Genomic DNA, 25,016 nt, shown 5'->3' with positions numbered 1-25,016 from the left:
CCTCCTTAAGGAATCAACGTCCTTTGCACAAGGTCAAAGAACTCTTCAAGCGTCCCTAGCATCCCGTGCAAAGGGCTATTGATCGTACTTGTTATTTTTTACCGGCTTCCATGGCTTTGGGCGACAAGGCCACCCACACCCAAAGGCCGGACAGGAACATCATACCCCCGACAAAGTAAAACGGCCAGACCACAGATTCGGAATAAAACGCCAGCAACCCCATTAAAAAGGCCCCGGCCGCATAACCGAAATCACGCCAGAAACGGTAAATCCCCAGCACACTGGCACGCACCCGTGGTTCACTGACGTCGGCCACAGCCGCCCCCAGCGTGGGATAAAGCATGGCCATGCCAAAGCCCATCAAGCCCGCCAGCACAGACCAGACCCAGGCACTGTCGGTCATCACAAAGCCGAAACTGGTGATCGCACACAGCCAGAAGCCACCGACGATCAGCCCGCGACGTCCCCATTTGTCGGACAAAGGGCCGGTGATCAACTGGGAACCGCCCCAGACCACGCCATAAATAGCAATGATCGCACTGGCCTGCACCAGCGTTTGCGACTGCGAAATCAGGAACACCGGCATAAACACCCACACCAGTGCATCAATGAACTTTTCGACCAGGCCTGCCTGGTTGAGCGCCATCAATTGCGGCTGTTTGAACGTGGCGTACACCATCATCGCACCCAAAGTGGCTTTTTGGGTCGGCTCGACCGCCTGACCATTTTCCGCCGCCTTTTCGGCCTGTGCTTCCTGATGCTTCTGCTGGTGCAGTTGCGACCAGGGATGGGTATCGATCACTTTGACAATCGCCAGAAACAGCCCCAGCGCAATGACCACCAGACCAAACACCAACAAGGCCTCACGTGCGCCCATCTGTTCGGCCATCCAAGCCGTAATCCAGCCGGCCAGCCCCACGGCGGCATAGCCTGAAAACTCATTAAAGCCATTGACCAACCCTTTTTGACTGGCCTTGGCCAGGTCCAGCTTGGAATTGAGCGCCATTGACCAGCACAGCCCCTGGTTCAGCCCCAAAAACACCATGGCCGCAATGATCCACCACCAGTTTTGCGCATAGAAAATCAAAAACGGCACCGGAATCGCCAACAACCAGCCCGCAACCAGCAGACGCCGACGCCCGAACTGATCACTCAGATGCCCCGCCAGCAGGTTCATACTGGCTTTCACCAACCCAAACACCACCACAAACAGGGCCAGACTCATAAACGCCTGCTCGGCCAGCCCAAACTCGGTTTCTGCCAGGCCTGGTACCACCGTACGGGTCATCCCGATGGCCAACCCCACCAGAAACACCTGAATGAGTTGCTGGATAATCTGATCCAGATTGGCTTTGATCCCATGTTGGATCGGATCGGTTTGCTGTTGCATTTGCTCGCTCATCGTTGCGTCCCTTATTCAACCATTTAGTTGAACACTAAGTGAGGCGCGCGCAAATTGCAAACATTCCTGTGCCAAATTTTTTTATCTGCTTTAAAAAAATTAAATCAACTAATCCGTTGAATATAATCGCGGAAACCGCTAAAGTGACATCATTCAACTACCTGGTTGAATATAGAGTTCTTCTCCAGACCAAACGTTGAACTTTTCTCAATCACGATCAGGAGTACGTTATGTTTTTGTTTCAACACACGCCAGAATCCGAACCCGGCTCCCTTTCTTACCTGCTGGGCTGCGTCGGCCAGGGCCTGGGCATTGTCGTTGACGTGCATCAGGACGAAGTCGATCTTTACATGAAGATTGCGGCACAAAAGGGCATTAAAATCGCCTATGTGATTGACACCCACGTTCACGCCGACCATTACACAGGCGGCTATGAGCTGGCTCAGCGTTCAGGCGGACAGTACGCACTGCACAAGGATTCGCCTGCGACCTGTGAGTTCCTGCCATTGGAGGACAATCAGGAACTGACCGCAGGCAATGTGGCGGTCGAAGTGCTCTACACACCGGGCCACACAGAAGACAGCATCACGCTGATGGTCACGGACCGCTCCCGTACCGACGAACCCTGGTTTCTGGTCACCGGTCACACCCTGTTTGTCGGCAGCGTCGGCCGTCCCGACCTGAAAGGCCGCGCGGAGGAAATGGCCAACAAGCTGTATGACTCCATTCACAACCGTCTGCTGCCTTTGCCCGACACCATGGAAATTCTTCCTGGTGCCCAGGCTGGCAGCGTCTGCGGGGCCGGCATCAGCGGCAAGCCGTTTTCCACCATCGGCTTTGAGAAAAAGCACAATGCCAGCCTGAGTATGAGCAAAGACGATTTTGTCAAAGAGGTGTTGGGCGCCATTCTGCCGCAACCGCCTGAAATGCAGGACATCATCGGCTTTAACGTCAACCCGGCCAAGGCCAGCTAGCAGACCATTGACCTTGCCCGATTTGCGGGCAAGGCCTTGCAGACAAAGGAGTCTTAAAAATGGAATCATTGCTTTCGGTTTTTTGGCCGTACTTTTTAATGGTGCTGGCGCTGGCATTGATCTTTGGGTTCGCCGCACAGCGCAGCGCTTTCTGCCCCGTCGGCGGCATCAGAGAGTGGGTGAAAGAGCGCAATCCGGTGCGACTGGCCACCTATTTTGGTGCCATCGGTGTGGTCATTGCGATCACCGCCTGGCTGGAAGCGGCCGGACTGGTCAGTCTCAACACAACCACGCCGCCTTATCGCAGTGGCGACCTGGCCTGGGGCCGTTATTTGATCGGCGGGTTTGTCTTTGGGTTCGGCATGGTACTGGCTGCCGGTTGCAGTATGCGCAATCTGATCCGGGTGGGCGAAGGCAGTTTCAAAGCCCTGTGGCTGGTCGCCGTCATGTCCGTGGTCGCCTACATCATGACCCGCACCGAATTTTTTGCCAGCTGGGTCCTGCCTGTGGTCGCCCCCATGACCACCACCCTGTCTGCCGGACAGCAGGACCTGGGCACACTTCTGGCCAGCAGCGATTCCGTCGAATCCGCCAGACTCTGGCTGGGCAGCGTGATCGGGTTGGCTCTATTGGCGTTTTTGCTGTGGCGCTTTTCCGCCTTTCGCCGACCCGGTCCTGTCCTCACGTCTCTGGTCATCGGCGGCGTGGTCGCAGCGGCCTTTGTCCTGACCGGTGGTGACTATGGCCAATACCTGCAGGAAGAGGCCATGTTTATGGAAACCCCACCAAACGGTCTGGCCACCCAGTCGTTCACCTTTGCCGCCCCCATGGGCGATGTGGTGTATTATTTCAGTGACCCGCAATGGGCATTGGTCACCTTTGGCGTGATTGCGGTGTTCGGGCTGGCCATCGGCTCCCTGATCAGCGCATTGATGCAGGGAACATTCCAGTGGAAAGGGTTTGCCTCGATCAAAGACGCATGGCTTTCGACAGTAGGCGCGGTCATGGTCGGATTTGGGGCCGTACTGGCCATGGGCTGTTCCATCGGGCATGGCCTCACCGGCACAGCCACACTGGCACTCGGATCCTTTATGGCGCTGGCCGCCATCCTTGCGGGTGCCTGGGTCGGCGTCAAACTGGAAAAACACTGGCAATAACAGGGATCGGTTGAATGAAAATACCCGAAAGCGACATGCCTGAAACCGAACTTTGGGCCAGTTTTTTTGATCCGGAAACGTTGCTGGAAACACTGGTGCCAGACGCGCCAATTGCTGGCGATGCACTCGAACTGGGTGCAGGCTATGGCACCTTCACACCCGCCATTCACGACTCCGTTACTGGCAACGTTCATGCCTGGGAGATTGAATCGGCGCTGTGTACGCAACTGCGGACGCTCAAACGCACGTCCGATTTGTCACGTTTGCGAGTTCATTGCGGTGATTTTCTGGAACAGGGGTTTGGGCTGCCACGTGCATCACAATCACTGGTTGTGGTGTTTAATCTGCTGCACCTGCCCCATCCAGTGCTATTGCTGGCCGAAGCCTTTCGGGTGCTCACCCCTGGCGGGCGACTGCTGATGCTTCACTGGCGCAGCGATCAACCCACGCCCAGAGGCCCGTCGCTTGATATCCGTCCCAAACCGCAGGAATGCAAACACTGGGCCCATCGGGCCGGGTTTGCCCAGATCGAACAACCCGACATTTCCGCCAGCTGTCCCCACCATTTCGCACTGATTGCACACAAGCACTGACCCTCTCCTGACCTGAAAACCCGATTCATCACAAAAAAGGTTCGTTCGGTGGCGCTGACTAGCAACAGTGACAAGCCGTTCGCTTGAATTTGACCTGGGTTTCCTGACTTGACAGTTTGTCAGACCCCAGAGCCATCATGGGCAGAGCTTCCTCTGTGATGTCATCGAACCCGAGTTCCCGTGCGTATTCACGACTGAGTTGCTTGATCAGCGTGTAGGCATGAAGCCCGGCATACTGCTCGCCGAGTTCCCACGAATCAGTGGGCACCCTGTCGAGAAAGTAGAATTCAAAGGCCGCAATGCGCTTGACCTCGCTTTGAGCCAAAAGCAAACTCTCTTCATCCTCCCCTGCATCCCAGTAGACACCGTCGTCCTGACCCAGAGCGATGGCGATGATTTCCTGTTGATCGGTGATTTCAACCCGAATCGGGGCGCGGCACAGACGGCAAACCCAGTCATTGACGCTGCGCTGTTGGAGTTCCGGTTGATCCGGGTCGCCGGGATGGGCGTGAGCGTTGCATGAAAACGCAATCAACTGATCGTTTGTGAAGGCGGATTGGCAGTTGTTGAGTGTGGGTGACAGATTGACCGATCCGATCTGGTGACAGATGTGACTGGATGTCAGTCTGGAACAATGGTGAACGTTCAGGTTGATTCCCATGCTGTGACCCCTCGCCGTTTCGGATGATTTCAGTGCAACCGACCGAATAAACCATAACAAACTTAGGGTATTTTGGCAAACGGCCACAACCGGGCGGAAAGGCAAAATCAGAAAAACAGAGCCGCGCTTGTTTGATTCGTTTGAAAGGAAAAAATGCACGAGCGGGCCGAAAAGCCAGACTCAAACTCAAAAGGAATTGAAACAGAAAGAAAATGGGGCGAATGACGGGGATCGAACCCGCGACAACAGGAATCACAATCCTGGGCTCTACCAACTGAGCTACATCCGCCATAGATGAAAAGGGGCGTGCCAATAAATGGCGCGCCCAGCAGGACTCGAACCTGCAACCCTCGCCTTAGAAGGGCGATGCTCTATCCAGTTGAGCTATGGGCGCTCGCTTACGAACTTCTTATAGCCTGCTGAGGCGCGCTCAACATACCAAACCCTTGCGCGATGCGAAGGACTCATACTGAAAACTGGTCGGAGTAGAGGGATTTGAACCCCCGACCACCTGTACCCAAAACAGGTGCGCTACCAGACTGCGCTATACTCCGAAATAAGATGCGGCGTATTGTATAGAGCGCCGGGGAAACTGTCAATATGTTCCTTTGATAATTTTCACGCCCCCGCCATCCTTTGCGATGCATGGACCAAATGCGGTATCATTGTGAGCGTTGTCACCCAGTCAGATACGCCATCGATGCGGGTTTGTCTGCGCTGACCCGCCGATTCTCAACACCAAGGAACCCAATTCATGTCCGCACAGATTCTTGATGGCAAAGCCATTGCGCTGGCATTGCGCGAATCCATTCGTCAAACCGTTGAACAGAAAGTCGCCGAAGGGCAACGACCGCCGGGACTGGCGGTGATCATGGTGGGCGAAGACCCGGCTTCGGCGGTGTATGTGCGCAACAAAAAACTGGCCTGTGAAAAAGCCGGTTTTCTGGATGTCTCGGAAGTGTTGGCGGAAGACACCACCCAAGAAGCCTTGCTGTCACGCATCGATGAACTCAATGCCCGGGACGATGTGCATGGCATCATTGTGCAACTGCCGGTACCGGATCACATCGACCCGGAAACCATTATCGAGCGCATTGCCCCGCACAAGGACGTGGATGGGTTTCACCCCTACAACATGGGCCGCCTGGCGACCCGTATGCCGGTGCTGGCGCCCTGCACGCCCCACGGCGTGATGACCATGCTGGAAAAGACCGGATTGCCGCTGCGTGGGTTGAATGCGGTGATCGTGGGCGCGTCCAACATTGTCGGCGTGCCCATGGCACTGGAACTTCTGAACGCGCGCGCCACAGTCACGGTCTGCCACAGTGCCACCAAGGACCTGGAACAGAAAGTGCGTGATGCGGAATTGGTGGTGGTCGGCGTCGGACGTCCGAATATGATTCCAGGGCACTGGATCAAATCCGGTGCGATTGTCATCGATGTCGGCATCAACCGACTGGACGATGGGTCGCTTTGCGGTGACGTAGAGTTTGAGACCGCCAAAGCCAACGCCAGCTGGATTACGCCGGTACCGGGCGGCGTCGGCCCCATGACCATCGCCACCCTGCTGCAAAACACGCTCAAAGCGGCTTATGGTGACTGACCCGACTTGGCAGCCGATTGGCTTAAGCCGACAAGCTGCTAGATCGAAGATTTCAATTCGACGCTGACCAGGCCTGGTCAAAAACCCCTTTCCAGCCTCTGCTGACATCCACCAGAGGCGGTTTACGACTTGTCACCGGACGACACTTCTGGCGCAGCCGCTTCAGCATTTTCTGCGGACGCATCCTGCGCCGGCGCTGTTTCATCTTTCAGTGGCGGCAGGCCCAACTGCTCGCGACGGAAGTTTTCCATACTCTTGAACACCCGGTCCATGGTTTCCTGAAAAGAATCGGCAATGTTGCCTTCAAACAATTTCATCTCGCCGAGAATGCCTTTGGCTTCGTCAAAGCCTTTCTGCAGACCTCCGCCCACCACATTCATGTACTTGTCCATCAGCGCTTCGCCCTCCAGATCGGGGTTGGCGCGCTGAAACGCTGGCAGGAAACCGGACGCTCCCTGAAAAATCCGGTCAGCGGTGTTTTCCGGGTTCCAATACTCGATCCCGGTTTCCTGCAGACGTGCCTGACTGATCGCCTCTGGCCCCAGGTCCGGTTCCAATGCCTGGTTCAACTGCTCCATGGTCGCCTGAAAGGTCATTTTCATGGCCCCTTCCAGCGCACGTTTGCCGTCGCCAAACAAGTGCGACACCAGACTGGCCTGGTTCTGTTGACGCACTTCAGAACTGTTTACGGACTGGTTTGAACCTTGCCCGGATTTGTCGGCCGCAGGCGTCTGATTCGAGACCTGTGTAGCGGGCATTTCTGAGTGCTTACTGTATGCCGCCGCCCCGGCGGGAATATTGGATATTGCCATAACATTAACCTCCCGGTTCGCGCCCGGTTATTGTTTTTATTGCGCCACCTTTAAAAATAGAGCTTTACGTAGATGTTAACGACCTTCTTCATGGAACTTTAATCTTTTTTTGCATATTTTCTTCTTTTTTTCGCGTGGACACAAAAAAAGCGCCTGAAAAGGCGCTTTGTTAAAACAAAATCAAGGACCTGTCTGCGGTTACAACTTACAGGCACCCCCGGCACAGCCGTCGTCGTCGTTGCCGTCCGAGGCCCCATCACGGGTATTGTGGTAATAAAGGGTCTTGAGCCCCATTTTGTAGGCATAAAGCAGATCCTGCAAAATCAGCTTGATCGGCACACGCCCGTCTTCGAACTTGGCGGGATCGTAGTTGGTATTGGCTGAAATGGCCTGATCCACAAACTTCTGCATGATGCCCACCAGCTGCAGATAGCCTTTGTTGTCCGGAATCTGCCACAACAACTCATAGTCGTCTTTGTGTTCTTTGAAACCGGGCACCACCTGTTTGAGAATGCCATCCTTGGAGGCTTTCACCGACACATACCCACGCGGTGGCTCAATCCCGTTGGTCGAATTGGTGATCTGCGATGAGGTTTCGCATGGCATCAATGCGGTCATGGTCGAGTTGCGCAGACCGTGCGTCTGAATCTCGGAACGCAGCGTTTCCCAGTCCAGGTGCAACGGCTCCTGACAGACGTCATCCAGTTCGTTTTTGTAGGTGTCGATCGGCAAAATGCCCTGAGCGTATTTGGTCTGATCGAACAGTTCACAGGCTCCGTGATCCTTGGCCAGATTGACCGACGCTTTGAGCAGGTAATACTGGATCGCTTCAAAAGTTCGGTGGACCAGCCCATTGGCCGAACCGTCCGAATATTTTGTGTGGTTTTTGGCCAGATAATACGCCAGGTTGGTGACACCAACGCCCAGAGTGCGTCGCCCCATGCTGGCCCGTCGCGCGGCCTCGACCGGATAGTCCTGATAATCCAGCAGACTGTCCAGTGCGCGCACAATCAGATCGGACAGGTCTTCCAGTTCGTCCAGATTGTCCAACGCCCCCAGATTGAACGCCGAGAGGGTACACAAAGCGATTTCACCGTCCGGGTCATCCAGCGTTTCCAGCGAATGCGTCGGCAGAGTGATTTCCAGACACAGGTTGGACTGATGAATCGGTGCCTGCTTGGGGTCAAACGAACTGTGGGTGTTGGAGTGGTCCACATTCTGTACATAGATGCGTCCCGTCTGCGCACGTTCCTGCGCAATCTGGGTAAACAGATCAATGGCCTTGAGGGTTTTCTTGCGAATGCTGTCGTCAGCTTCGTAAATTTTGTACAGCCGTTCAAACTCTTCCTGATCTTCGAAAAAGGCGTCATACAGCCCCGGCACATCGGACGGGCTGAACAGAGAAATGGTGCCGCCTTCGATCATGCGCTGATACATCAATTTGTTGATCTGGACGCCGTAATCCAGATGACGGGCCCGGTTTTCTTCCACGCCGCGGTTGTTTTTGAGCACCACCAGCGATTCCACTTCCAGATGCCAGATCGGGAAAAACAGGGTAGCCGCCCCGCCGCGCACCCCGCCCTGAGAGCAGGATTTGACCGCGGTCTGAAAATGTTTGATAAACGGAATCATCCCGGTGTGATAGGCCTCGCCCCCGCGAATCTCGGACCCCTGTGCCCGAATGCGCCCGACATTGACCCCGATCCCGGCACGTTGCGATACGTATTTGACGATGGAAGACGAGGTGGCATTGATCGAATCCAGTGAATCCCCACACTCGATCAGCACACAGGAACTGAATTGACGAGTCGGCGTGCGCACGCCCGACATGATCGGGGTCGGCAGCGACAATTTGAACTGAGACACTGCATCGTAAAAACGCTTGATGGTGTCCAGCCGGGTGGTGCCAGGCGCACCTTCATTGGGGTAATGCGAAAACAGCGCCATCGGAATCAGCATGTAAATGAACTGCGGACTCTCATAGATCTTTCCGGTCACCCGGTTCTGGACCAGATACTTGCCTTCCAGCTGTTTGACCGCCGCATAACTGAAATTCATGTCCCGATTATGGTCGATGTAATCGTTCAGTTCTTCGAATTCGATCTTGCTGTAGGCTTCCAGCAACTCCGGGTCATACAGTTTGGCCCGCACCATTTTATTGACGTGTTCAAACAGTTCCGGGGGCGAAAAACGCCCAAACGCTTTTTTGCGCAAATGGAAAATCGCCAGACGCGCCGCCAGATGCTGGTAATCCGGTGAGTTTTCCGAAATCAGATCCGCCGCCGATTTGATGATCGTCTCGTGAATGTCGGCGGTCTTCATGCCATCGTAAAACTGGATGTGAGAGCGCAATTCGACTTCGGAGACCGACACATTTTCCAGCCCTTCGGCCGCCCAGGAAATCACCCGGTGAATTTTTTCCAAATCCAGCGGTTCGGTTTTGCCATGGCGTTTGGTCACGTTCATGTTTTCTGTAGACATAGGTCGCTTCTTTTCCGATTCGTTTTCGGGGCTGTCCAAATGCAAAAGAAACCGCAAAAGAAACTTGTTGCGCAATCAGACAGTTAGAAAAATCTAGGGGTATACCGCATTAAAACCCGACGCCAGCCACAAACCAGCTGTCGTGGTTTATTCGCCCATAAACACAATATATTGATGAGCGGGCGATGAGATAGACCAAATATAGTGCAAATAATGGAAACTATCAAGTCGTCACATCAGACTTTTTTTGTCAAAATTTTTTGTCGGTTTTCGCACCGATTTCCGCCAACAGGCCAGTGCCGGGATCGCCCCCGTTTCAGGCCCGATCTTTGCGCGTTTGAACCCATTGATACAAGGCTTTTTTCTTGTGCTCCGTGGCCAGCGTCAGGATTTCCGCAATCTGTTTGACCGGCAATCCCTGGGCCAGCATCGCATCGATCAGGGCTTCCAGATCACAGCCATCTTCGGCTTCCGAGCGCTTACTGTCGGCCCCGCTCAGCATCAGCACAAATTCGCCCCGTACCGTCTCCGGATGGTCGCAGAACCATTGATGAACCTCCGGGCTCAAACCGGACACAAACGCTTCAAAGCGTTTGGTCAATTCTTTGGCCACCACCAGTTCACGCTCCGGAAAGCATTCGGCCATGGCCTGCAAGCTGGCCAGCAGCCGATGCGGGCTTTCGTAAAACACCAAGGTGCGAGTCTCACGAAGCAAAGCCTTCAGTGCCTGCTGACGCTTGCCAGCCTTGGCGGGCAAAAAGCCTTCGTAAGCAAAGCGATCCGTGGGCAGCCCGGCCGCGCTCAATGCCGCAATCACCGCGCTCGGCCCCGGCACCGGTACCACCGGCACATTGGCCTGTCGCAGGCTGCGCACCAGCGTGTACCCCGGGTCATTGATCAAAGGCGTTCCGGCATCGGAAATCAGGGCGCCGACCTCGCCCGCCTGCAAACGCGGCAGCAGAGTCTGGGTGCGTGCCGCTTCGTTGTGCTCATGCAGGCTGATCAAGGGCGTTTTCAGGCCCAAAGCCTGCAACAGGGTCTGACTGTGACGCGTGTCTTCGGCCGCAATCCAGTCCACCTCGTCCAGCAAGCGGGTCGCGCGCGCAGACAAATCTTCCAGGTGACCGATGGGGGTCGCAATCACATACAGACACCCGCTTTCGGTCGGATTGTCCGGCCCCTGGACCCGCAATGACACCGTCAGATCAGGGTCGGACAAAATGTTGGATGACATAAAACAACTCCAAAAGAGATCACGCCCAACACCCTCACTCACGGACTGTGATCAGAGCCTCGACGAACCGCAAGGTGGCAGTGCGAATTCAGGGATAAGCGCTGGCTGAAATTCGTTATAATGCCGGTATTGTAAAGAATTTCTGCATTGATTATGACACCTTCTCATCCATCGTTTCTGTTCCACCTGACTGGCCGTCGTTTTCAACCGGGACGCCTGCCGGGATTGGCGGCGGCGTTACTGACAGCACTGCTGACGGCCCTGCTATTGACGGCTTGCAGTCCGACCCCGCCAACGCCGTCCGACACCGAATCGCCGGCGGATGACCCCGCCGACGAACCCCTGCGCGGACTCTCCACGCTGGAAACCTATCAGAGAGCCGCTTCCCAGGCCAAAAACAACCAGGCCTGGTTAAAATACCTTCGTTACCAAAAGGCGGTATGGCAAAATCAGGAAGAGACAGAGAAACGTCTGGAAACGGCGCAGGCCACCCTCAGCACGCTGGAAGCCCTGCCCGAAACCACCCGAAACGCCCTGGCCGACAAGCACCCGGAAGCGGAATCCCTGCAGGCCTGGCTGGCACTGGCGGACTTGCGTCAGGGTTCCGGCAGCTTGCATCGTCTGGGCCTGCAGGATTTTTCGCTGTTTTATTCCGACCAGTGGTTTGCCCCGCAATTGCTGCCCTACCTGCAGGAACAGCTTGAGCGCCCCCGGCATTATGCGGTGTTTCTGCCCTTGTCAGGAGACTACCAGAGCGTGGCCGAGCAAATCCGCAACGGTCTGCTCAAATACCAGTTTCAGGCCGAGCCGCCGATCCGGTTGCGTTTTTACAACACCAGTGACCGTCAGGCGCTGCCATCTCAGTTACAGGCCGCCAGCGAACAAAACGTCGATGCGATTCTGGGACCTGTGCAATCGGACCGGATTGAAGCCGTGCTGAGCCACTGGCAACAGCACCCCGAATTGGCACGGCCGTTACTGGCACTCAATGAATTGCCGGTGGAATGGCCGACAGACTCACCACTGGCGGATTCTGACGATTCTGAGGTGCCTCTTGCCATCAAGCCCTTTTTGTTTCCCACAAAAAGCGAGGCCCAACAGGTGGCCAAGCGCTTGCTGAGCGCTCAGCACCGGCGCATTGGCATTCTGACCAATGCCGAAAATCGCTATGCACAGAAAGCCTCGGCCATTGCCGGTGCCTTCAAAGTTCAGGCCCGCCAGAACGTGGAAGCCTTGCAGGCTGAACGCAGAGAGGCCAGCGTCTCCGCAGAAACCCACACTTCTCAGGGTAGCACGGAAGCCGAAGTCAGAACCTCGTCGGAGCCGTCCGCCGAAAACCTCGATTCGCCTTATCTCGATCTGACCGAAACGGTCGCAGCCAACGACAGGACGCCAGCAGAAACCGGATCGCACCATTCTCCGAACCTTCTTTCGAACCTTTCGGCGGACGCCACGGAAACGCCCGCCAAAACGGTTCTGCGCACCTTCCCGGAGCGCAATCCCAATCTGCGTGAGGCCCTTGGGGCCCTCATCAACGAAACCGAAAGTCAGGCCCGGAAAAACAATCTGCGCTGGCTGCTGAAACAGCCCATTGATTTCACACCGCGCCCACGCCAGGACCTGGACGCCATCGTGCTGGTCACCCATCGCACCCAGCTGGCCGTTTTTCTGCCTCAGTTTGATTTTTTTGATCTGACCCTGCCGGTTTACAGCACCTCCGAAGCCATGCCCAGCCCGTTCCAGCCTTTTGAACCGGCTCCAGATCTGGCGGGCATGCGCTTTCCTGCCATGACCGCAGCATTTGGCCAGCATGACGCCCATACCGCCTTTGAAGCCTACGGCTGGGATGCGCTGACGCTTCTGCATCATGGTGACTGGCTGCAACCGGATCGCTGTTTCCATCAGACCGCTACCGGCCGGATTGGCTGGGACAATGACCATTACCAGCGGCATCTGCGCTGGGCCAGCTATGACGCATCCGGGCTAATTCAACCGGCTCAAACGCCCGCAGCATCCGCCACGCCTGACCAACCCGGCCAATCTTCTGAAGAAACGCGCTGATGGGCTGGCTGAGCCAGCGAATCGGTCAGCGCAAGGAAAACCAGGCCGCTGTCTGGTTGAAACAACAGGGTATCGCCCTGGTGATGAGCAATTACCGCTGCAAAGGCGGTGAAATCGATCTGATCGGCCAAACCTCCGACGGCCTTCTGGTCTTTTTTGAGGTCAAGCACCGTCAGACCACGTTTCACGGTCACCCGGCCGAAGCCCTGACCGCCAAAAAACAACAGCGGCTTTACCACGCCGCACAATGGTTTTTGCAGCAGCACCCCGCCTACCAATCCTGCCCCATGCGTTTTGATCTGCTGACCTTTGTCGGCAACCAGACCCAGCCGCAATGGCTGCCCAACGCTTTTGGCGGCTGGTAGCGTTGCCCAAACCGCCTCATGCCTTGCGATAAATAAAACTTATTTACCAATTACTGAAGTTTATGGATAATAACCTAGCCCGAATGTTTCATGAATTTGTGCTGAGGTCGCGCAGGAACTTGTTTTCACAAGGAAATTTTCGAAGGCGCGTCGTATCCTTGATTACGATAAACTGAGAAAATATTTCTTGTGGAATCAAGGGGCAAGCGAGATCGGTGCAAATGTGTGAAATATTCGGGCTAGATCACGATTTTTTCAGGAGAGATTCATGAGCGCACTGCAACGCAAAACCTTCAAAGACACCTATCCGATTTACGAACTGACTCTGGCCAAAACGCAGACCCGTTTTGACAGCGTGGATCAGATACTGGAGAGATTGAGTCAGGCCATCGCCGACCACCCCAAAGCCACAGAAATCGCCCATTTTGATCATTATGCCCACACAGAAAGCGTGGACGGCAGCATTGCCGAAGACATTCTCGCAGTCAAAAACCTGATTTTCTGTTTTGGCTGGGAACTGCCTTCGCCCGATCCGGTGGCCGTGCGTCCGCGTTCCATTGGCATCACCGAACGCCAGGACGATTTTGTGGTCAACTTTATGCACGCCCCCAATCCGGTGGCGCAACAAAACATGGAAGACTGGGTCACGGCGCTGGCCAATCATTAATCCGGCCACCACGCGGATGTCAGAAAGGCAAAAACCACCAGGCCTGGTGGTTTTTTGCTTTGCGGCAACCAGCAAAAAGCCGGTGCCGTTCAACCGGACTTTCGATCAGGTTTTGAAGTGACTGACCTGCTCCTGCAGGGCTTCGGCTTCTTCTTTCATGCTTTCGGAGGCCGCCGAGGTCTGTTCCACCAGCGCGGCGTTTTGCTGAGTCACCTCGTCGATCTCCGAAACCGCCTGACTGATCTGCTGAATCGAACGGGTCTGCTCATCGGATGCGGCACTGATTTCGGCCACACTGTCGCTGACCTGGCGGATCACATCGGTAATGCCCTGAAGCGCCTTGTCCGAGGCTTCGGCTTTCTGAGTGCCTTCGTCCACGGCCGCAACCGCGTTTTCAATCAGGGCCTTGATGTCTTTGGCCGCGTCCGCCGATTTGCCGGCCAGTGACCGGACTTCGCCCGCCACCACCGCAAATCCGCGCCCGTGCTCACCAGCCCGCGCCGCTTCCACCGCGGCGTTCAATGCCAGCAGGTTGGTCTGAAAGGCAATGCTGTCAATCAGGGTAATGATCTCTTCGATTTTGTGTGACGCTTCACGGATGTCGCCCATGGAATGCACCGTGGCCCGCATCACTTCGGCCCCGTTTTCAGCCTGGTTGCGTGCCGACGTCGATTGCTGATTGGCCGACTGGGCGTGTTCGGTGGTCTGGGTGACCGCATCGGTGATCTTCTGCATCATCGACGTGGTCTGTTCCAGCGACGCGGCCTGTCGCTGCGTCCGGTCGTTCAGATCGCGCGCGCCCTGATAAATCTGGCCGACGTTGCTGATCAGGGTTTGCGCGGTGGAGCGGGTTCGCGCCAGCAGTTCGGACAGGTTCTGGGCCGAACGGTCCAGCAGATCGGACACTTCGCCGAATTTGCCGGCGTAATCGCCCTGAACGCGTTGCGTCAAATCGCCATTGGACATGGCTTCCACTACTTTGGCAATGTCTTCCAGCGCGTCGTGGGTCTGCTTGACCCGGTTATTCACGTGCCCGGCCAACTGCTTGAAATCGCCCTGCGCTTCCACCGTCACCTGACGAGTAAAGTCGCCCTGCGCCATGTGTTCCAGCACCATGACAATGTCGGCGATGACTTTTTGCATGCTCTGCATGGCCGTGTCCACATGGCGTCGAATCTCACCTTTCACCTGAGCGTCCATGCGCAGACCCAGGTCGCCTTTTTCCAGGCCGATTACCACTTTTTCCAGTTCGCTCATGGTAAACGACAGACTCTGGGTGGAGGCATTGATGTTCTGGGTCAGTCGGGCAAAGTCGCCGGCAAACCGATCCGTGCGAATCGATTGACTGAAATCGCCTTCGCTCACCGCCTGCATCACCCGATTGCTGTCGGAGAACACCGAATCCAGCGTGTCGAGCATACGGTTGATCGCCTCTGCGGCCTGACCGACCTCATTCTGATTTTCCACTGGCACCCGCGTACTCAAATCGCCCTTCTGCTGAATGATCGCCACGGTTTGCTGCATGGCTTCCAGCGGTTTGAACGCCCGAACCAGAATCCACTTGATCGCCAGAAAAGCCACCAAAGCCCACAGGATCACCGCGGCCAGACCGCCATAAAAGGCCAGATTCTGTGCCGCGGTCAGATCGGTGGTGTCATCGGCCGCCACCAGATACGCCACCGTCTTGCCCTGCGCGGTGGTCAAAGGCAAAGACGACAGGGTGAAGGCACTCTGATCCGTTTCCACCTGACCCAGTGCCTGCCCCGTCACCTCAAACGCACTTTGTTCAATTTGAGCCAGCAGGGATTTGTCCGAAGCCGTCAGCGGCTGACCCGCATGGTCAAACAGGGCCAGTGGCGTCCCGCTCACCTTAGCAGAAGGGCCGACCAGCGACTGATAATCCAGCGCCATGTCCACCACCGCCAGCAACTGACCCTTGGGCGCAATCGGCAACACAAAATGCACCTGCAGAGGCGCGGAACCGATTTTTTCCAGCCCCCGGACCAGATTCAGTTCCGTGGCGGCCTGCTCGACCAGACGGGAGGACAGTTTTTTGCCCACCTCCTCGGCATTGCGGGTGAACAACACCTGCCCCTGTGGCGACAACACACGAATATTGGAAATGATTCCCGTGGCTTCCAACAGATTGGCGGTGGTATTGGCGCGCGAGGCAATGGCGTCCAGATCGTTATCGCGCACTCCATCGAGCAAAATGCTGTCGCGGGTAAACGAGAAGATTGCCTTTTCCATCTTTTCCTGGGCCGAGGTCACCATCATGTCCGAGACCGAGGCCATTTTGCTCGACAGCGCCTGCTGCAAATGCTTCTGGGACTGAGCATGATTGAAATAAAAAATGGTCATCAGAATGGCAATGGTGACAACCACCACCGCAATGGTAAACAGTTCCAGCTCTTTTCGAAGTGACGAATGTTTGGCCACAGACATAAACATTATTCCTGTTTTTTTTGGCCCAAAAACCTGTTTTCAGAGGGTCCGAGGGCATCGAATCGGGGGAGCGTCAAGCGTTCAGCAAAAAACCTGCCAGCCGTGATTGGTGTTTTTGCTTCATATCATTCATAAGGGTAGCCGGCGTTTTTCCAGGCCGGAAAACCGCCGCGAAAATAATGCACCTGGGTGTAGCCGAATGACACCAGTTTTTTGGCCGCATTGGCGGCGCGATGGCATTTCTTGGCATTGCAGTAGGTCACCACCGGTTCGTTCTTGCCGACAAACCGGCCAATGCGCTCGGGGTTGAATTCGGGTTTCTTGATGTTGACGTGGTAGGCACCGGGAATGCGCCCGGCTTCCCAATCCTCGTCCTTGCGAGTGTCAATGATGGCCACACCCTGGCGCCAGAGTTTTTTCACATCCGCCGCCTGAACGGTCGTGGCCCCATCAATGTTTTTGGGCGAATCCTCTTTGGCCTGGGCATTCCAGGCCAACCCCGACAGCAACACCAGACTGGCCAAACGATAGACACCTTTCATACACCACACCCCATTCCATTGATAAATCAGTACGCTATTATAACCAGAGACAACCGGATCATGAACAAGGTTTTTTATGACCGTTAAAAAGGGTTTATTGACCAGGCCTGGTCAAAAAGGGGTTAAAACAACAGGCGCTAACGATACAAACGCTGGTAGGTGCCGCCGGCTTCGACCAGGTCTTCGTGACTGCCCGACTCAATAATGTGCCCGTCTTCGAACACCAGAATCCGGTCGGCCTGCTTGATCGAGCTCAAACGATGGGCCACAATCAAGGTGGTGCGCCCGGCCAGAAACGGGGCCAGCGCTTCGTACAGATGCCGTTCGGTGGCCATGTCCAGAGCGGAAGTGGCCTCGTCCATGATCACCACTTTGGGGTCCTGCAGAATCATGCGCGCAATCGCCAATCGCTGGCGCTGACCACCGGAAAGTTTGATTCCGTTGCGCCCGACCACCGTTTCCAGGCCATCGGGCAAGGCGACGATGGTGTCCTTCAATTGCGCCATTTCCAGTGCTTGCCAGAGTCGATCTTCGTCGATCGGCTGCCCCAGGGTCAGATTGAAGCGCACGTTCTGCTGAAACATCACCGGCTGCTGCAACACCGTCGCCACCTGTTCCCGAATGCGGGCCTGACCGATCTGTTCAATCGGGACATGGTGATAGCAGATCTGCCCGCCATCCGGCTGGTAGAACCCCAGCAGCAGTTGCACCAGTGTGGTTTTGCCGCCACCGCTGGCACCGACAAAGGCCAGCTTTTCCCCGGCCTGCAATTCAAACGTCAGATCGCGCAGCACTGGCTTTTCATGACCAGGATAGTGAAAGTTCACCCCCTTGACCTGCACACTGACGCGCTCGGCGGTAAACGGGTTTTGCAGGGCCGGGTATTGCGGTTCCTGCTCCAGATCCAGCACCTGATTGATCCGTGACAGAGCACCACTGCCCGCATTGTAGGCATACTGAATCGCCAGAATTTCCTGCACCGGGCCCATCATAAACCACAGGTAACCGAACACCGCCATCATCTGCCCGATGCTCAGGTCGGAAAACACCACCATCAGAAAACTGACGCCCCGAAACAGGTCAAAGCCCAGCAGGAAAATCAGAAACGACACGCGACTGGCGGCTTCGGACTTCCAGCCAAACGCCTGGGAGCGTTCCTTGATCGATTGGGCCGAGGTGCGGATGCGCTGAAAAAACGCCCGGTCCTGATTGGCGGCCCGCACCTGTTGCAACGCATCCAGGGTTTCACCCAGCGATTGCTGAAACGCGTCCACCGCCGTGTTCTCGTCCCGTTTCAACGTCTTGACGTGACGCCCCATGCGCAGGGTGAAGTAAATCACCAGCGGGTTCATCAGCAGAATAAACAGGGCCAATTGCCAGTGCAGCCACAACAGGACCGCGGTGACCCCCACCAGCGAAAACAACGCCAGGACCAGCTTGCCGACGGTGGTACCGAGAAAGGTGTCGAGCGTGTCCACGTCATTGACCATGGTGGCGGTCACACTGCCGCTGCCCATGGACTCGTACCGGCTCATGGCCACACCCTGTACCCGAGCCAGCAGATCACGGCGTATGCCGAAAGTGACGTCCTTGGCGATGTAGGTGAATTGCTGCACCTGCCAGACGCCCAGGCCGGTGCCGATGACGCGCAGCAACATGGTGATGACGGTGATCGTCACAATGTAACCCACCGCGCCCTGCCAGTTTTGCGGCATCCAACTGTCCAGAAACGCCACAATCGCCCCTGGCTGTGCCAGCAGCACTTCATCCACCATCAGCGGCAGCAGCAGCGGCAAAGGCACGGTGGCCAACATCGCCAGCAGCGCGATCAGATGGGCCTTGATCAGTGCCGGTTTGTGCTCGATCACCCGCTCGAAAATACGCCGCCAGGTGTATTCACCGGGATGGGTCACGATCTCATTGGGCCTGTCGTCTCGGCCTTGTGCGGTCTCTGCGGCGTGGTCGGTCATCAGAAGGACCGTGGATCCAGCTTGCCCATCAGCCGTTCAAAATTGGCACTGGTGGCGTCGGCCACTTCGTCCAGCGACAGGCCACGCAATTGGGCAATCTCTTCGGCCACATAGCGGGTGTAAGCGGGTTGATTGGGCTTGCCGCGATAGGGTACCGGCGCCAGATAAGGCGCGTCCGTCTCCACCAGAATCCGATCCAGCGGCACCTGTTGCGCCACGGCCTTGACCGATTTGGCGTTTTTGAAGGTCACGATGCCGGAAAAGGAAATGTAAAAATTCAACTCCAGCGCTGCTTTGGCGATGGCCCAATCCTCGACAAAACAATGCATGATCCCGCCGACTTCGTCCGCCCCTTCCTCTTTCAGAATCCGCAGACAGTCGGGCGTGGAATGCCGGGTGTGAATCACAATCGGCTTTTTCAATTGTTTGGCCACCCGGATCATCTGACGAAAGCGGTCGGCCTGCCAGGTCATGTCTTCGGCTTCGGCATCGAAATGATGGTAATCCAGTCCGGTCTCGCCAATGGCCAGCACCCTGGGATGACTGGCCGCTTCGATCAGTTGCGCATCGGTCACCGTCACCGTTTTGGGTTCACAGGGATGAATGCCGATGGCGGCATAGACTTCGGGATGTTGGTCGCACAATTCCAGAATCTCCGACCAGCCATCCGGGCCGATGGCCACACACATCATCCGATCCACGCCGGTTTGATGCGCGTTGGCAATCACCTGGGCCGGGCCGCCGAAATCCTCGGGCAGAATATTCAAATGACAGTGCGAGTCAATCAGGGTCATAGACACTCCTGTTGGTCGTAACGTTGCAGAAAAATAATTAAATGCCCCGACCGCGAATCAAATGGCCTTGAAGGGCCGCCGACGGCACATAATCAGGTTGCTGGTGGGCCAGCCATTCCTGGGTCAGGGCTTCCAGCAACAACGTCTGGTTGACGTTGCTGTGCCAATAGGTCCGGGCCTGAAGCACCGATTTTTGAAAAGACAGCCAGTTAGGATCCAGCGGCAATTTCTGTTGATAGAGCGCGGCGCGGATACGCTGAACCGTCCACAGGTAAAAATAATCCAGCACTCTTTGTGGCTCGGCCTGTTTCAGCCAGTTTTCCACCCGCTGAGTCACGGTCTGCTGGTTCTGTTGCAGCGCTTTCAGATCGGCCTGCCATTGGGCTTCGAACTCAAAGCCTTTCTCGTCGATCCAGCGCCGGGCTTCCAGCGGTGCGCCCCAATTGACCGACAGGGCTTTTTTCAGCAAGGGTGCATCGGCCTCGGGACAGGCCGACTGCAACCATTCCAGAGCCTGCTGACGCGTGGGCGAAGGCACCGACCAGAGCCGACAGCGGCTGATGATGGTGGCGGGCAAGCGGCTGGGGGCATGGGTCAGCAGAATCAGCACCGTGCCCGCAGGCGGCTCTTCCAGGGTTTTCAGCAGCGCATTGAAGGCCGATTCGCTCAGCGCTTCGGCGGGCGCAATCAGGCCGACTTTGCGTCCGCCCTGATGCGAGGTGGTAAACACCTTTTCATTGAACGCCCGCACCGCATCAATCGGGATCACCGTTTTGTCTTCCGGCGGCCGCAAAAACAGCGCATCCGGGTGAGTCTGGTTGGCAAACGAGCGGCAGGCCGGGCATTCGCCGCAAGGAGGCAGTGTCGCTGTGGCCTGACACAAAAGACTCTGCATCTGACCGTGCACCAATCCTTCCAGCCCGGTACCGGCCTGACCCGCCAGCAGATACGCCTGCCCGACCTGACCCAGTTGCGACTGCCATTGCTCCCAGACCGTCTGCTGCCAGGGATACACCTTGATAAACGCCGTGGTGCTCATCCTTGCCAGACCTCCAGTGCCTTTTCCAGAACCGCCTGGGTCTGGGTTTGCACCGATTCCAGTGACCGACTGGCATCGATCACGGCGTAACGGTCGGGTTCGGCTTCTGCCCGGAGCAGATAGGCACCGCGCACCGCTTCGAAAAAGGCTGTGCGTTCCTGCTCAAATCGGTCGACTTCCGGGCCTCCGGCCGCGCTGCGGGCGTTCACCCGCGCCTGACCTGTGGCGACTGGCAGATCCATGATCAGCGTCAGATCCGGACGAAAATCATCTTGAACCAGAGTTTCGAGTTGCGCGATCACTTCCGGGTTCATGCCGCGCCCGGCGCCCTGATAGGCATAGGTGGCATCGGTAAAGCGATCACACACCACCCAGGTGCCCGCTTCCAGTGCCGGCAGAATTTTGCGGTGCAGGTGCTGATGCCGGGCTGCAAACATCAATAGCAGTTCGGTCAGATCGGTCATGTCGCTGTAGTGTTTGTCCAGCAGCAGTCCGCGGATGGCTTCGCTGAGTTCGGTGCCACCGGGTTCCCGCGTCACCAGCAAAGGCACACCTCTCTGCGACAGCCACTGCTCGATGAAAGCCAGATTGGTGGATTTGCCTGCCCCTTCGGTGCCTTCCAAAGTAATGAATTGACCAGGCCTGGTAGCGTTTGTCATGCGTTGCCTTTTTTCTAACCCGAATATTTCATGAAACATTCGGGCCTGAGAGCCTCACGGGATTCAGGGTACGATATTGAGAATGTATTTTCGCACTGCGCGGTTGTGTTCGGCCAGTGTTTTGGAAAAATAATGCTCGCCATTGCCTTTGGACACGAAATACAGCGCCTCGGTTTCTTCCGGTTGCATCACCGCATCAATCGCATCGGCACTGGGCAACGCAATCGGTGTCGGTGGCAGGCCGTTGATCCGGTAGGTATTCCAGGGGGTTTTGGTCTGCAGGTCTTTTTTGCGGATGTTGCCATCGTACCGTTCTTGCATCCCATAAATCACGGTCGGGTCCGATTGCAGGCGCATGCCCAGACGCAACCGATTGACAAACACCCCGGCGATTTTGCTGCGTTCGGCCGCATAACCGCTTTCTTTTTCCACAATCGAAGCCAGAATCAAGGCCTCATAAGGCGTCTGATAGGGCAGATTATCATCTCGCTGTGACCAGGCCTGGTCAAGTCGACGTTGCAGCGCTTGATAGGCCCGTTTCAGTAAGGTCACATCGGCCTCTTCGGCGGCATAAAAATAGGTTTCAGGCAAAAACTGTCCTTCCAGTGGGGGTTCCTGACCCAACGCGTCGGCCAGCGTCTGCTCGTTGAGCGGGGTCAGCGTTTGCCTGACCTTGTCCAGTTTCTGGACGCGCTCGAGCGCCTGTGCCAGGGTTTCGCCCGCAATCAGGGTAAAGGGATAAGTCACGGTTTTGCCCTGCACCAGCGCATCCATCAGCGTCGTCAGGTCCCATTGCGGCTGGATTTCCATTTCACCGGCTTTGATCTGTCCGTCCAGCCCCTGCCATTTCATCACCCAGACAAACCATTCGGGATGACGCAGCAATTGCGCCTGATGCAGTCTTTGGGCGGCCTGACGGGTGGTGGTGCCCTGAGGGATGCTGACCACTTTGGGTTCGGACAGCGATGAAATCGGTTGGGTCAGAAACTGGCGAAAGGCCCAGCCTTCGACCGAGAGCCAGATCACCAGGCCGCTCGAAACCAACGTCAGGGTCAACAGTTTCCATTTGCTTGTATTCATGCGTTTGGGGTCTCGATGTTTGGGTGTTCAATATGTGGGTTTTCGAATTCGACGAACGAAAGCGCCGTGTCCGCCTGCCATTTTAACCAGGCCTGGTGAATCGGCAAGACCGGTGCCGGGCTTTTTTTGTGCTCCGCCGCCGATGTGCGCACAAAGCGTACCGGCATCACTCCGCGCACGGCGTTGGTGGCAAAAACCGCTTCGGCTTCGATCATATCGTTCCAGCTCAGTCGGGTCGCGCTCAGGGCAAAATGGGCAGTAACCGGGTCAGCGGCCAACGCCTGAGGCAGTTGACTCAGACAGGTGCCGGCCACGCCGCAGTGATCCAGTTTCGGGGTCAGCAACTGATCGCCCTTCACCAGCACCAGATTGGCCTGGGTGGTCGAAATCACCTGTTCCCGGTCATCGGTCATGACCGCATCGGCCAGCGTGCCCGGCCGTGCCGTCATCTGCTGGGACACGTGCTGTTGCGCCAGCACATTCTCCAGTCGATTCAGGTGTTTGAGTCCGGCCAGCAAGGGCTGCCGTCCCCATTGCACCGGACTGGCAGACAAACTCAAATCCCATCTGGGCGCGTCCACCTCCCCGGAAAATTCTCCGGAAACCGCTTCTGGATACGGCAAACGGTAAATCCGCCTGAAAGGTGTCGGCTCGGATGGTGGCGCATAGCCGCGCCCGCCCTGACCGCGCGTGATCACGATCTTCACCACTTCACGCGTTTGAGGCAACGGGCCTGCCTGATAACAGCGGACCAGATCCCGGCGCAACGTGGCTTCATCCAGGGCCGGAAAACCCAGACGCCGGGCGCTCTCGGCCAGACGCTGCCAATGCGCCGGCCAGTTCAGCACCTTGCCCTGCCAGACCAGCAGAGTGGTAAAAAACCCGTCGCCATACAACCCGCCGCGGTCGAAATAACAGGCTTCCCATGCCTGCGTCGCTTCGGTCGATGACCATACGTAAGGCAATGACCCCGCCGTCATCGCATTTCCCGACGCAGGGCTTTCAACAGGCCTTTGGCTTTGTGCCGGGTTTCGGCCAGTTCCTTTTCCGGGTCGGAGTCCGCCACAATCCCGGCCCCGGCACGAAATCTCAGGCGTTCACCCTGCTGAACAAAGGTTCGAATCAGAATGTTGCTGTCCAGACGGCCATCGCGATTGATGTAGCCCAGAGACCCGGTATAGGCTTCTCTGGGCGTTTGTTCCAATTCGGCAATGATTTCCATGCAGCGGATTTTGGGGCAGCCGGTGATGGTCCCGCCCGGAAAGGTGGCCGCAAAAATGTCCAAAGGCGACGTGCCCGGCTGCAAGCGTCCCTGAATATTGGACACAATGTGATGCACATACTGATAGGTCTCAATCGCCATCAGTTCATCCACCGCAACGCTGCCGGGCTGGGACAAACGGCCCAGATCATTACGCTCCAGATCGATCAGCATAATGTGTTCGGCCACTTCCTTGGGGTGCGCCTGCAGCTCCCGAATCAGCGCCAGATCCTTTTCCGTGTCCGAGCTGCGTCGGCGGGTCCCGGCGATGGGCCGGGTGGCCACATGTTCCCCATCCGAAGTCACCAGTCGCTCGGGGGACGAACTCAGCACCTGCCAGTCACCGAAGTCGGCGTAGGCCGCAAACGGCGCCGGATTGGCCTGTCTGAGTGCACGATAGACATTCGGGGCCGAGGCGTTTTTCACATCCACTTCCCACTGACGCGACAGGTTCACCTGAAACACATCCCCCGCCAGAATGTAGTCCTTGATCCGGTCCACGCCCTGGGTAAACCGCTGCGGCGGATCTTGGTGAATCTCTGCCACCGCGATTTCCGGGACAGACGTCTCAACGCGGCCAACTTGCTGCAAATCCTGATAGAGGGTGTGCAAACGGTGTTCAAACCCCGGCTCAGCGACCAGATAACCGTGCCCGGTCTGATGGTCGATCAGAATCGCGGACGGAATCCGTACCCATTTAGCCAGGGGCAGGTTGGATGCCGGCAAGGACAAACTGGGTTCCAGCACCTGCGCGAATTCGTAACCGAAATACACAAACCAGCCGCCGGTAAAAGGCAAAGACAGGGTTTTTGTTTCCGCCACCCCCGTGTCATCCGCCAATGCAGAGTCGGAAGGCGTCAACCCGTTTTCAACCAGGGATTGCTCAAAGCCACGCACAAAATCCTGACCCGCTTCGGGCGTCAGGCAGGCATCGGACGTTTGAGGAAACGCCATCAGAATATCAAAACGGCCCAGCGATTCCGCCGTCGTGCCCACAGGCTGACCATCCAACCCCACACCCGGCTGTTTTTGTCCCGAGGCCACGCTTTCCAGCAGAAACGGATAGCGTTCCGGCCAACGCTCGCACAAAGCAAGCAGATTCAGGTCGCGAACGTCAGGCAGCTCGCTGACCCAGACCGGCACCGGCTGCGCCACCCATTGGGGCGCAGGCATGGCGTCAGGTAAGTGTGGCGTCATAAACGGATCGTGACTTCAT

At 56.6% G+C, this 25,016-nt stretch carries 21 protein-coding genes and 3 tRNA genes; 7 read left to right on the top strand and 17 right to left on the bottom strand.

Annotated features, from left to right (window positions below; translation table 11 throughout):
* Positions 1 to 91: 91 nt before the first annotated feature.
* The gene (locus tag A377_RS0107945) at positions 92 to 1,402 is read right to left on the bottom strand and encodes an MFS transporter (RefSeq protein ID WP_019895741.1); all 1,311 of its coding nucleotides are present in this window, start codon (positions 1,400 to 1,402) and stop codon (positions 92 to 94) included.
* A gap of 230 nt (positions 1,403 to 1,632) precedes the next feature.
* Here A377_RS0107945 and A377_RS0107940 point away from each other — a divergent pair, with 230 nt between their 5' ends.
* Genes A377_RS0107940 through A377_RS0107930 form a run of 3 tightly spaced genes read left to right on the top strand, consistent with a single transcriptional unit; the run spans position 1,633 to position 4,126 of the window.
* Entirely contained in the window at positions 1,633 to 2,376 is a 744-nt protein-coding gene (locus A377_RS0107940; RefSeq protein WP_019895740.1) for an MBL fold metallo-hydrolase, read from the top strand.
* A 59-nt stretch (positions 2,377 to 2,435) separates the two neighbouring features.
* On the top strand, positions 2,436 to 3,533 hold the full coding sequence (locus tag A377_RS0107935; RefSeq protein WP_019895739.1) for a YeeE/YedE family protein: 1,098 nt from the start codon (positions 2,436 to 2,438) through the stop codon (positions 3,531 to 3,533).
* Between the two features lie 14 nt (positions 3,534 to 3,547).
* On the top strand, positions 3,548 to 4,126 hold the full coding sequence (locus A377_RS0107930) for a class I SAM-dependent methyltransferase (protein ID WP_019895737.1): 579 nt from the start codon (positions 3,548 to 3,550) through the stop codon (positions 4,124 to 4,126).
* Between the two features lie 58 nt (positions 4,127 to 4,184).
* Here the strand turns inward: A377_RS0107930 and A377_RS0107925 are convergent, their stop codons facing one another.
* The 4 genes from A377_RS0107925 to A377_RS0107910 all read right to left on the bottom strand — a co-directional run bounded on the left by A377_RS0107925 (position 4,185) and on the right by A377_RS0107910 (position 5,341).
* Positions 4,185 to 4,787, bottom strand: coding sequence for a hypothetical protein (locus A377_RS0107925; RefSeq protein WP_019895736.1), 603 nt, complete (start codon positions 4,785 to 4,787; stop codon positions 4,185 to 4,187).
* A gap of 213 nt (positions 4,788 to 5,000) precedes the next feature.
* Positions 5,001 to 5,076 (bottom strand) — tRNA-His (locus A377_RS0107920).
* 28 nt (positions 5,077 to 5,104) lie between these two features.
* A tRNA-Arg gene (locus A377_RS0107915) sits at positions 5,105 to 5,181 on the bottom strand.
* An 83-nt stretch (positions 5,182 to 5,264) separates the two neighbouring features.
* A tRNA-Pro gene (locus tag A377_RS0107910) sits at positions 5,265 to 5,341 on the bottom strand.
* Between the two features lie 200 nt (positions 5,342 to 5,541).
* Here A377_RS0107910 and folD point away from each other — a divergent pair.
* Positions 5,542 to 6,390, top strand: a complete 849-nt coding sequence (folD, locus tag A377_RS0107905; protein ID WP_019895735.1) for a bifunctional methylenetetrahydrofolate dehydrogenase/methenyltetrahydrofolate cyclohydrolase FolD — start codon at positions 5,542 to 5,544, stop codon at positions 6,388 to 6,390.
* 122 nt (positions 6,391 to 6,512) lie between these two features.
* Here folD and A377_RS12230 read toward each other — a convergent pair whose 3' ends face one another.
* From A377_RS12230 to rsmI, 3 genes are all read right to left on the bottom strand, one after another.
* Positions 6,513 to 7,202, bottom strand: coding sequence for a DUF5610 domain-containing protein (locus A377_RS12230; protein ID WP_157760796.1), 690 nt, complete (start codon positions 7,200 to 7,202; stop codon positions 6,513 to 6,515).
* A 198-nt stretch (positions 7,203 to 7,400) separates the two neighbouring features.
* A complete protein-coding gene (gene nrdA, locus A377_RS0107895) occupies positions 7,401 to 9,683 on the bottom strand; it encodes a class 1a ribonucleoside-diphosphate reductase subunit alpha (RefSeq protein WP_028485379.1) in 2,283 nt (760 codons plus the stop codon).
* A 316-nt stretch (positions 9,684 to 9,999) separates the two neighbouring features.
* On the bottom strand, positions 10,000 to 10,917 hold the full coding sequence (gene rsmI, locus A377_RS0107890; protein ID WP_019895732.1) for a 16S rRNA (cytidine(1402)-2'-O)-methyltransferase: 918 nt from the start codon (positions 10,915 to 10,917) through the stop codon (positions 10,000 to 10,002).
* A gap of 153 nt (positions 10,918 to 11,070) precedes the next feature.
* Between rsmI and A377_RS0107885 the strand changes: the two genes are divergently transcribed.
* The 3 genes from A377_RS0107885 (at position 11,071) to A377_RS0107875 (ending at position 14,010) form a co-directional block, all read left to right on the top strand.
* A complete protein-coding gene (locus A377_RS0107885) occupies positions 11,071 to 12,978 on the top strand; it encodes a type 1 periplasmic-binding domain-containing protein (protein ID WP_019895731.1) in 1,908 nt (635 codons plus the stop codon).
* Complete coding sequence (locus A377_RS0107880) at positions 12,978 to 13,343, top strand: YraN family protein (RefSeq protein WP_019895729.1); 366 nt, start codon at positions 12,978 to 12,980, stop codon at positions 13,341 to 13,343. Before A377_RS0107885 ends, A377_RS0107880 begins: the two co-directional genes overlap by 1 nt.
* A 268-nt stretch (positions 13,344 to 13,611) precedes the next feature.
* On the top strand, positions 13,612 to 14,010 hold the full coding sequence (locus A377_RS0107875; protein ID WP_019895728.1) for a DUF6858 family protein: 399 nt from the start codon (positions 13,612 to 13,614) through the stop codon (positions 14,008 to 14,010).
* 105 nt (positions 14,011 to 14,115) lie between these two features.
* Here the strand turns inward: A377_RS0107875 and A377_RS12780 are convergent, their stop codons facing one another.
* The 9 genes from A377_RS12780 to A377_RS0107825 all read right to left on the bottom strand — a co-directional run bounded on the left by A377_RS12780 (position 14,116) and on the right by A377_RS0107825 (position 24,997).
* Positions 14,116 to 16,455: a methyl-accepting chemotaxis protein gene (locus A377_RS12780; protein WP_169338015.1), complete on the bottom strand. Its 2,340-nt coding sequence runs from the start codon at positions 16,453 to 16,455 to the stop codon at positions 14,116 to 14,118.
* Between the two features lie 125 nt (positions 16,456 to 16,580).
* On the bottom strand, positions 16,581 to 16,997 hold the full coding sequence (locus A377_RS0107860) for a rhodanese-like domain-containing protein (RefSeq protein WP_019895724.1): 417 nt from the start codon (positions 16,995 to 16,997) through the stop codon (positions 16,581 to 16,583).
* A gap of 137 nt (positions 16,998 to 17,134) precedes the next feature.
* Positions 17,135 to 18,967 (bottom strand): ABC transporter ATP-binding protein, encoded by a 1,833-nt coding sequence (locus tag A377_RS0107855; protein WP_019895723.1) that lies wholly within the window; start codon positions 18,965 to 18,967, stop codon positions 17,135 to 17,137.
* The gene (locus A377_RS0107850; RefSeq protein ID WP_019895722.1) at positions 18,967 to 19,761 is read right to left on the bottom strand and encodes a TatD family hydrolase; all 795 of its coding nucleotides are present in this window, start codon (positions 19,759 to 19,761) and stop codon (positions 18,967 to 18,969) included. Before A377_RS0107850 ends, A377_RS0107855 begins: the two co-directional genes overlap by 1 nt.
* A gap of 37 nt (positions 19,762 to 19,798) precedes the next feature.
* Positions 19,799 to 20,800: a hypothetical protein gene (locus tag A377_RS13350; RefSeq protein WP_019895721.1), complete on the bottom strand. Its 1,002-nt coding sequence runs from the start codon at positions 20,798 to 20,800 to the stop codon at positions 19,799 to 19,801.
* Positions 20,797 to 21,459, bottom strand: coding sequence for a dTMP kinase (gene tmk, locus A377_RS0107840; RefSeq protein ID WP_028485376.1), 663 nt, complete (start codon positions 21,457 to 21,459; stop codon positions 20,797 to 20,799). The genes A377_RS13350 and tmk overlap by 4 nt, the downstream gene beginning before the upstream one ends.
* Before the next feature lie 63 nt (positions 21,460 to 21,522).
* The gene (gene mltG / locus A377_RS0107835) at positions 21,523 to 22,539 is read right to left on the bottom strand and encodes an endolytic transglycosylase MltG (protein WP_019895719.1); all 1,017 of its coding nucleotides are present in this window, start codon (positions 22,537 to 22,539) and stop codon (positions 21,523 to 21,525) included.
* Complete coding sequence (pabC, locus tag A377_RS0107830) at positions 22,536 to 23,519, bottom strand: aminodeoxychorismate lyase (RefSeq protein WP_019895718.1); 984 nt, start codon at positions 23,517 to 23,519, stop codon at positions 22,536 to 22,538. The genes mltG and pabC overlap by 4 nt, the downstream gene beginning before the upstream one ends.
* Positions 23,516 to 24,997 carry an aminodeoxychorismate synthase component I gene (locus tag A377_RS0107825; protein ID WP_245546805.1) on the bottom strand — a complete coding sequence of 494 codons (1,482 nt, stop codon included), beginning with the start codon at positions 24,995 to 24,997 and terminating at the stop codon, positions 23,516 to 23,518. The genes pabC and A377_RS0107825 overlap by 4 nt, the downstream gene beginning before the upstream one ends.
* Positions 24,998 to 25,016 lie beyond the last annotated feature (19 nt).

This window comes from Hydrogenovibrio halophilus DSM 15072, from assembly GCF_000384235.1.
In the GTDB taxonomy this organism is placed as follows: Bacteria; Pseudomonadota; Gammaproteobacteria; order Thiomicrospirales; family Thiomicrospiraceae; genus Hydrogenovibrio; species Hydrogenovibrio halophilus.
This window is presented reverse-complemented; position numbering and strand designations above follow the sequence as displayed.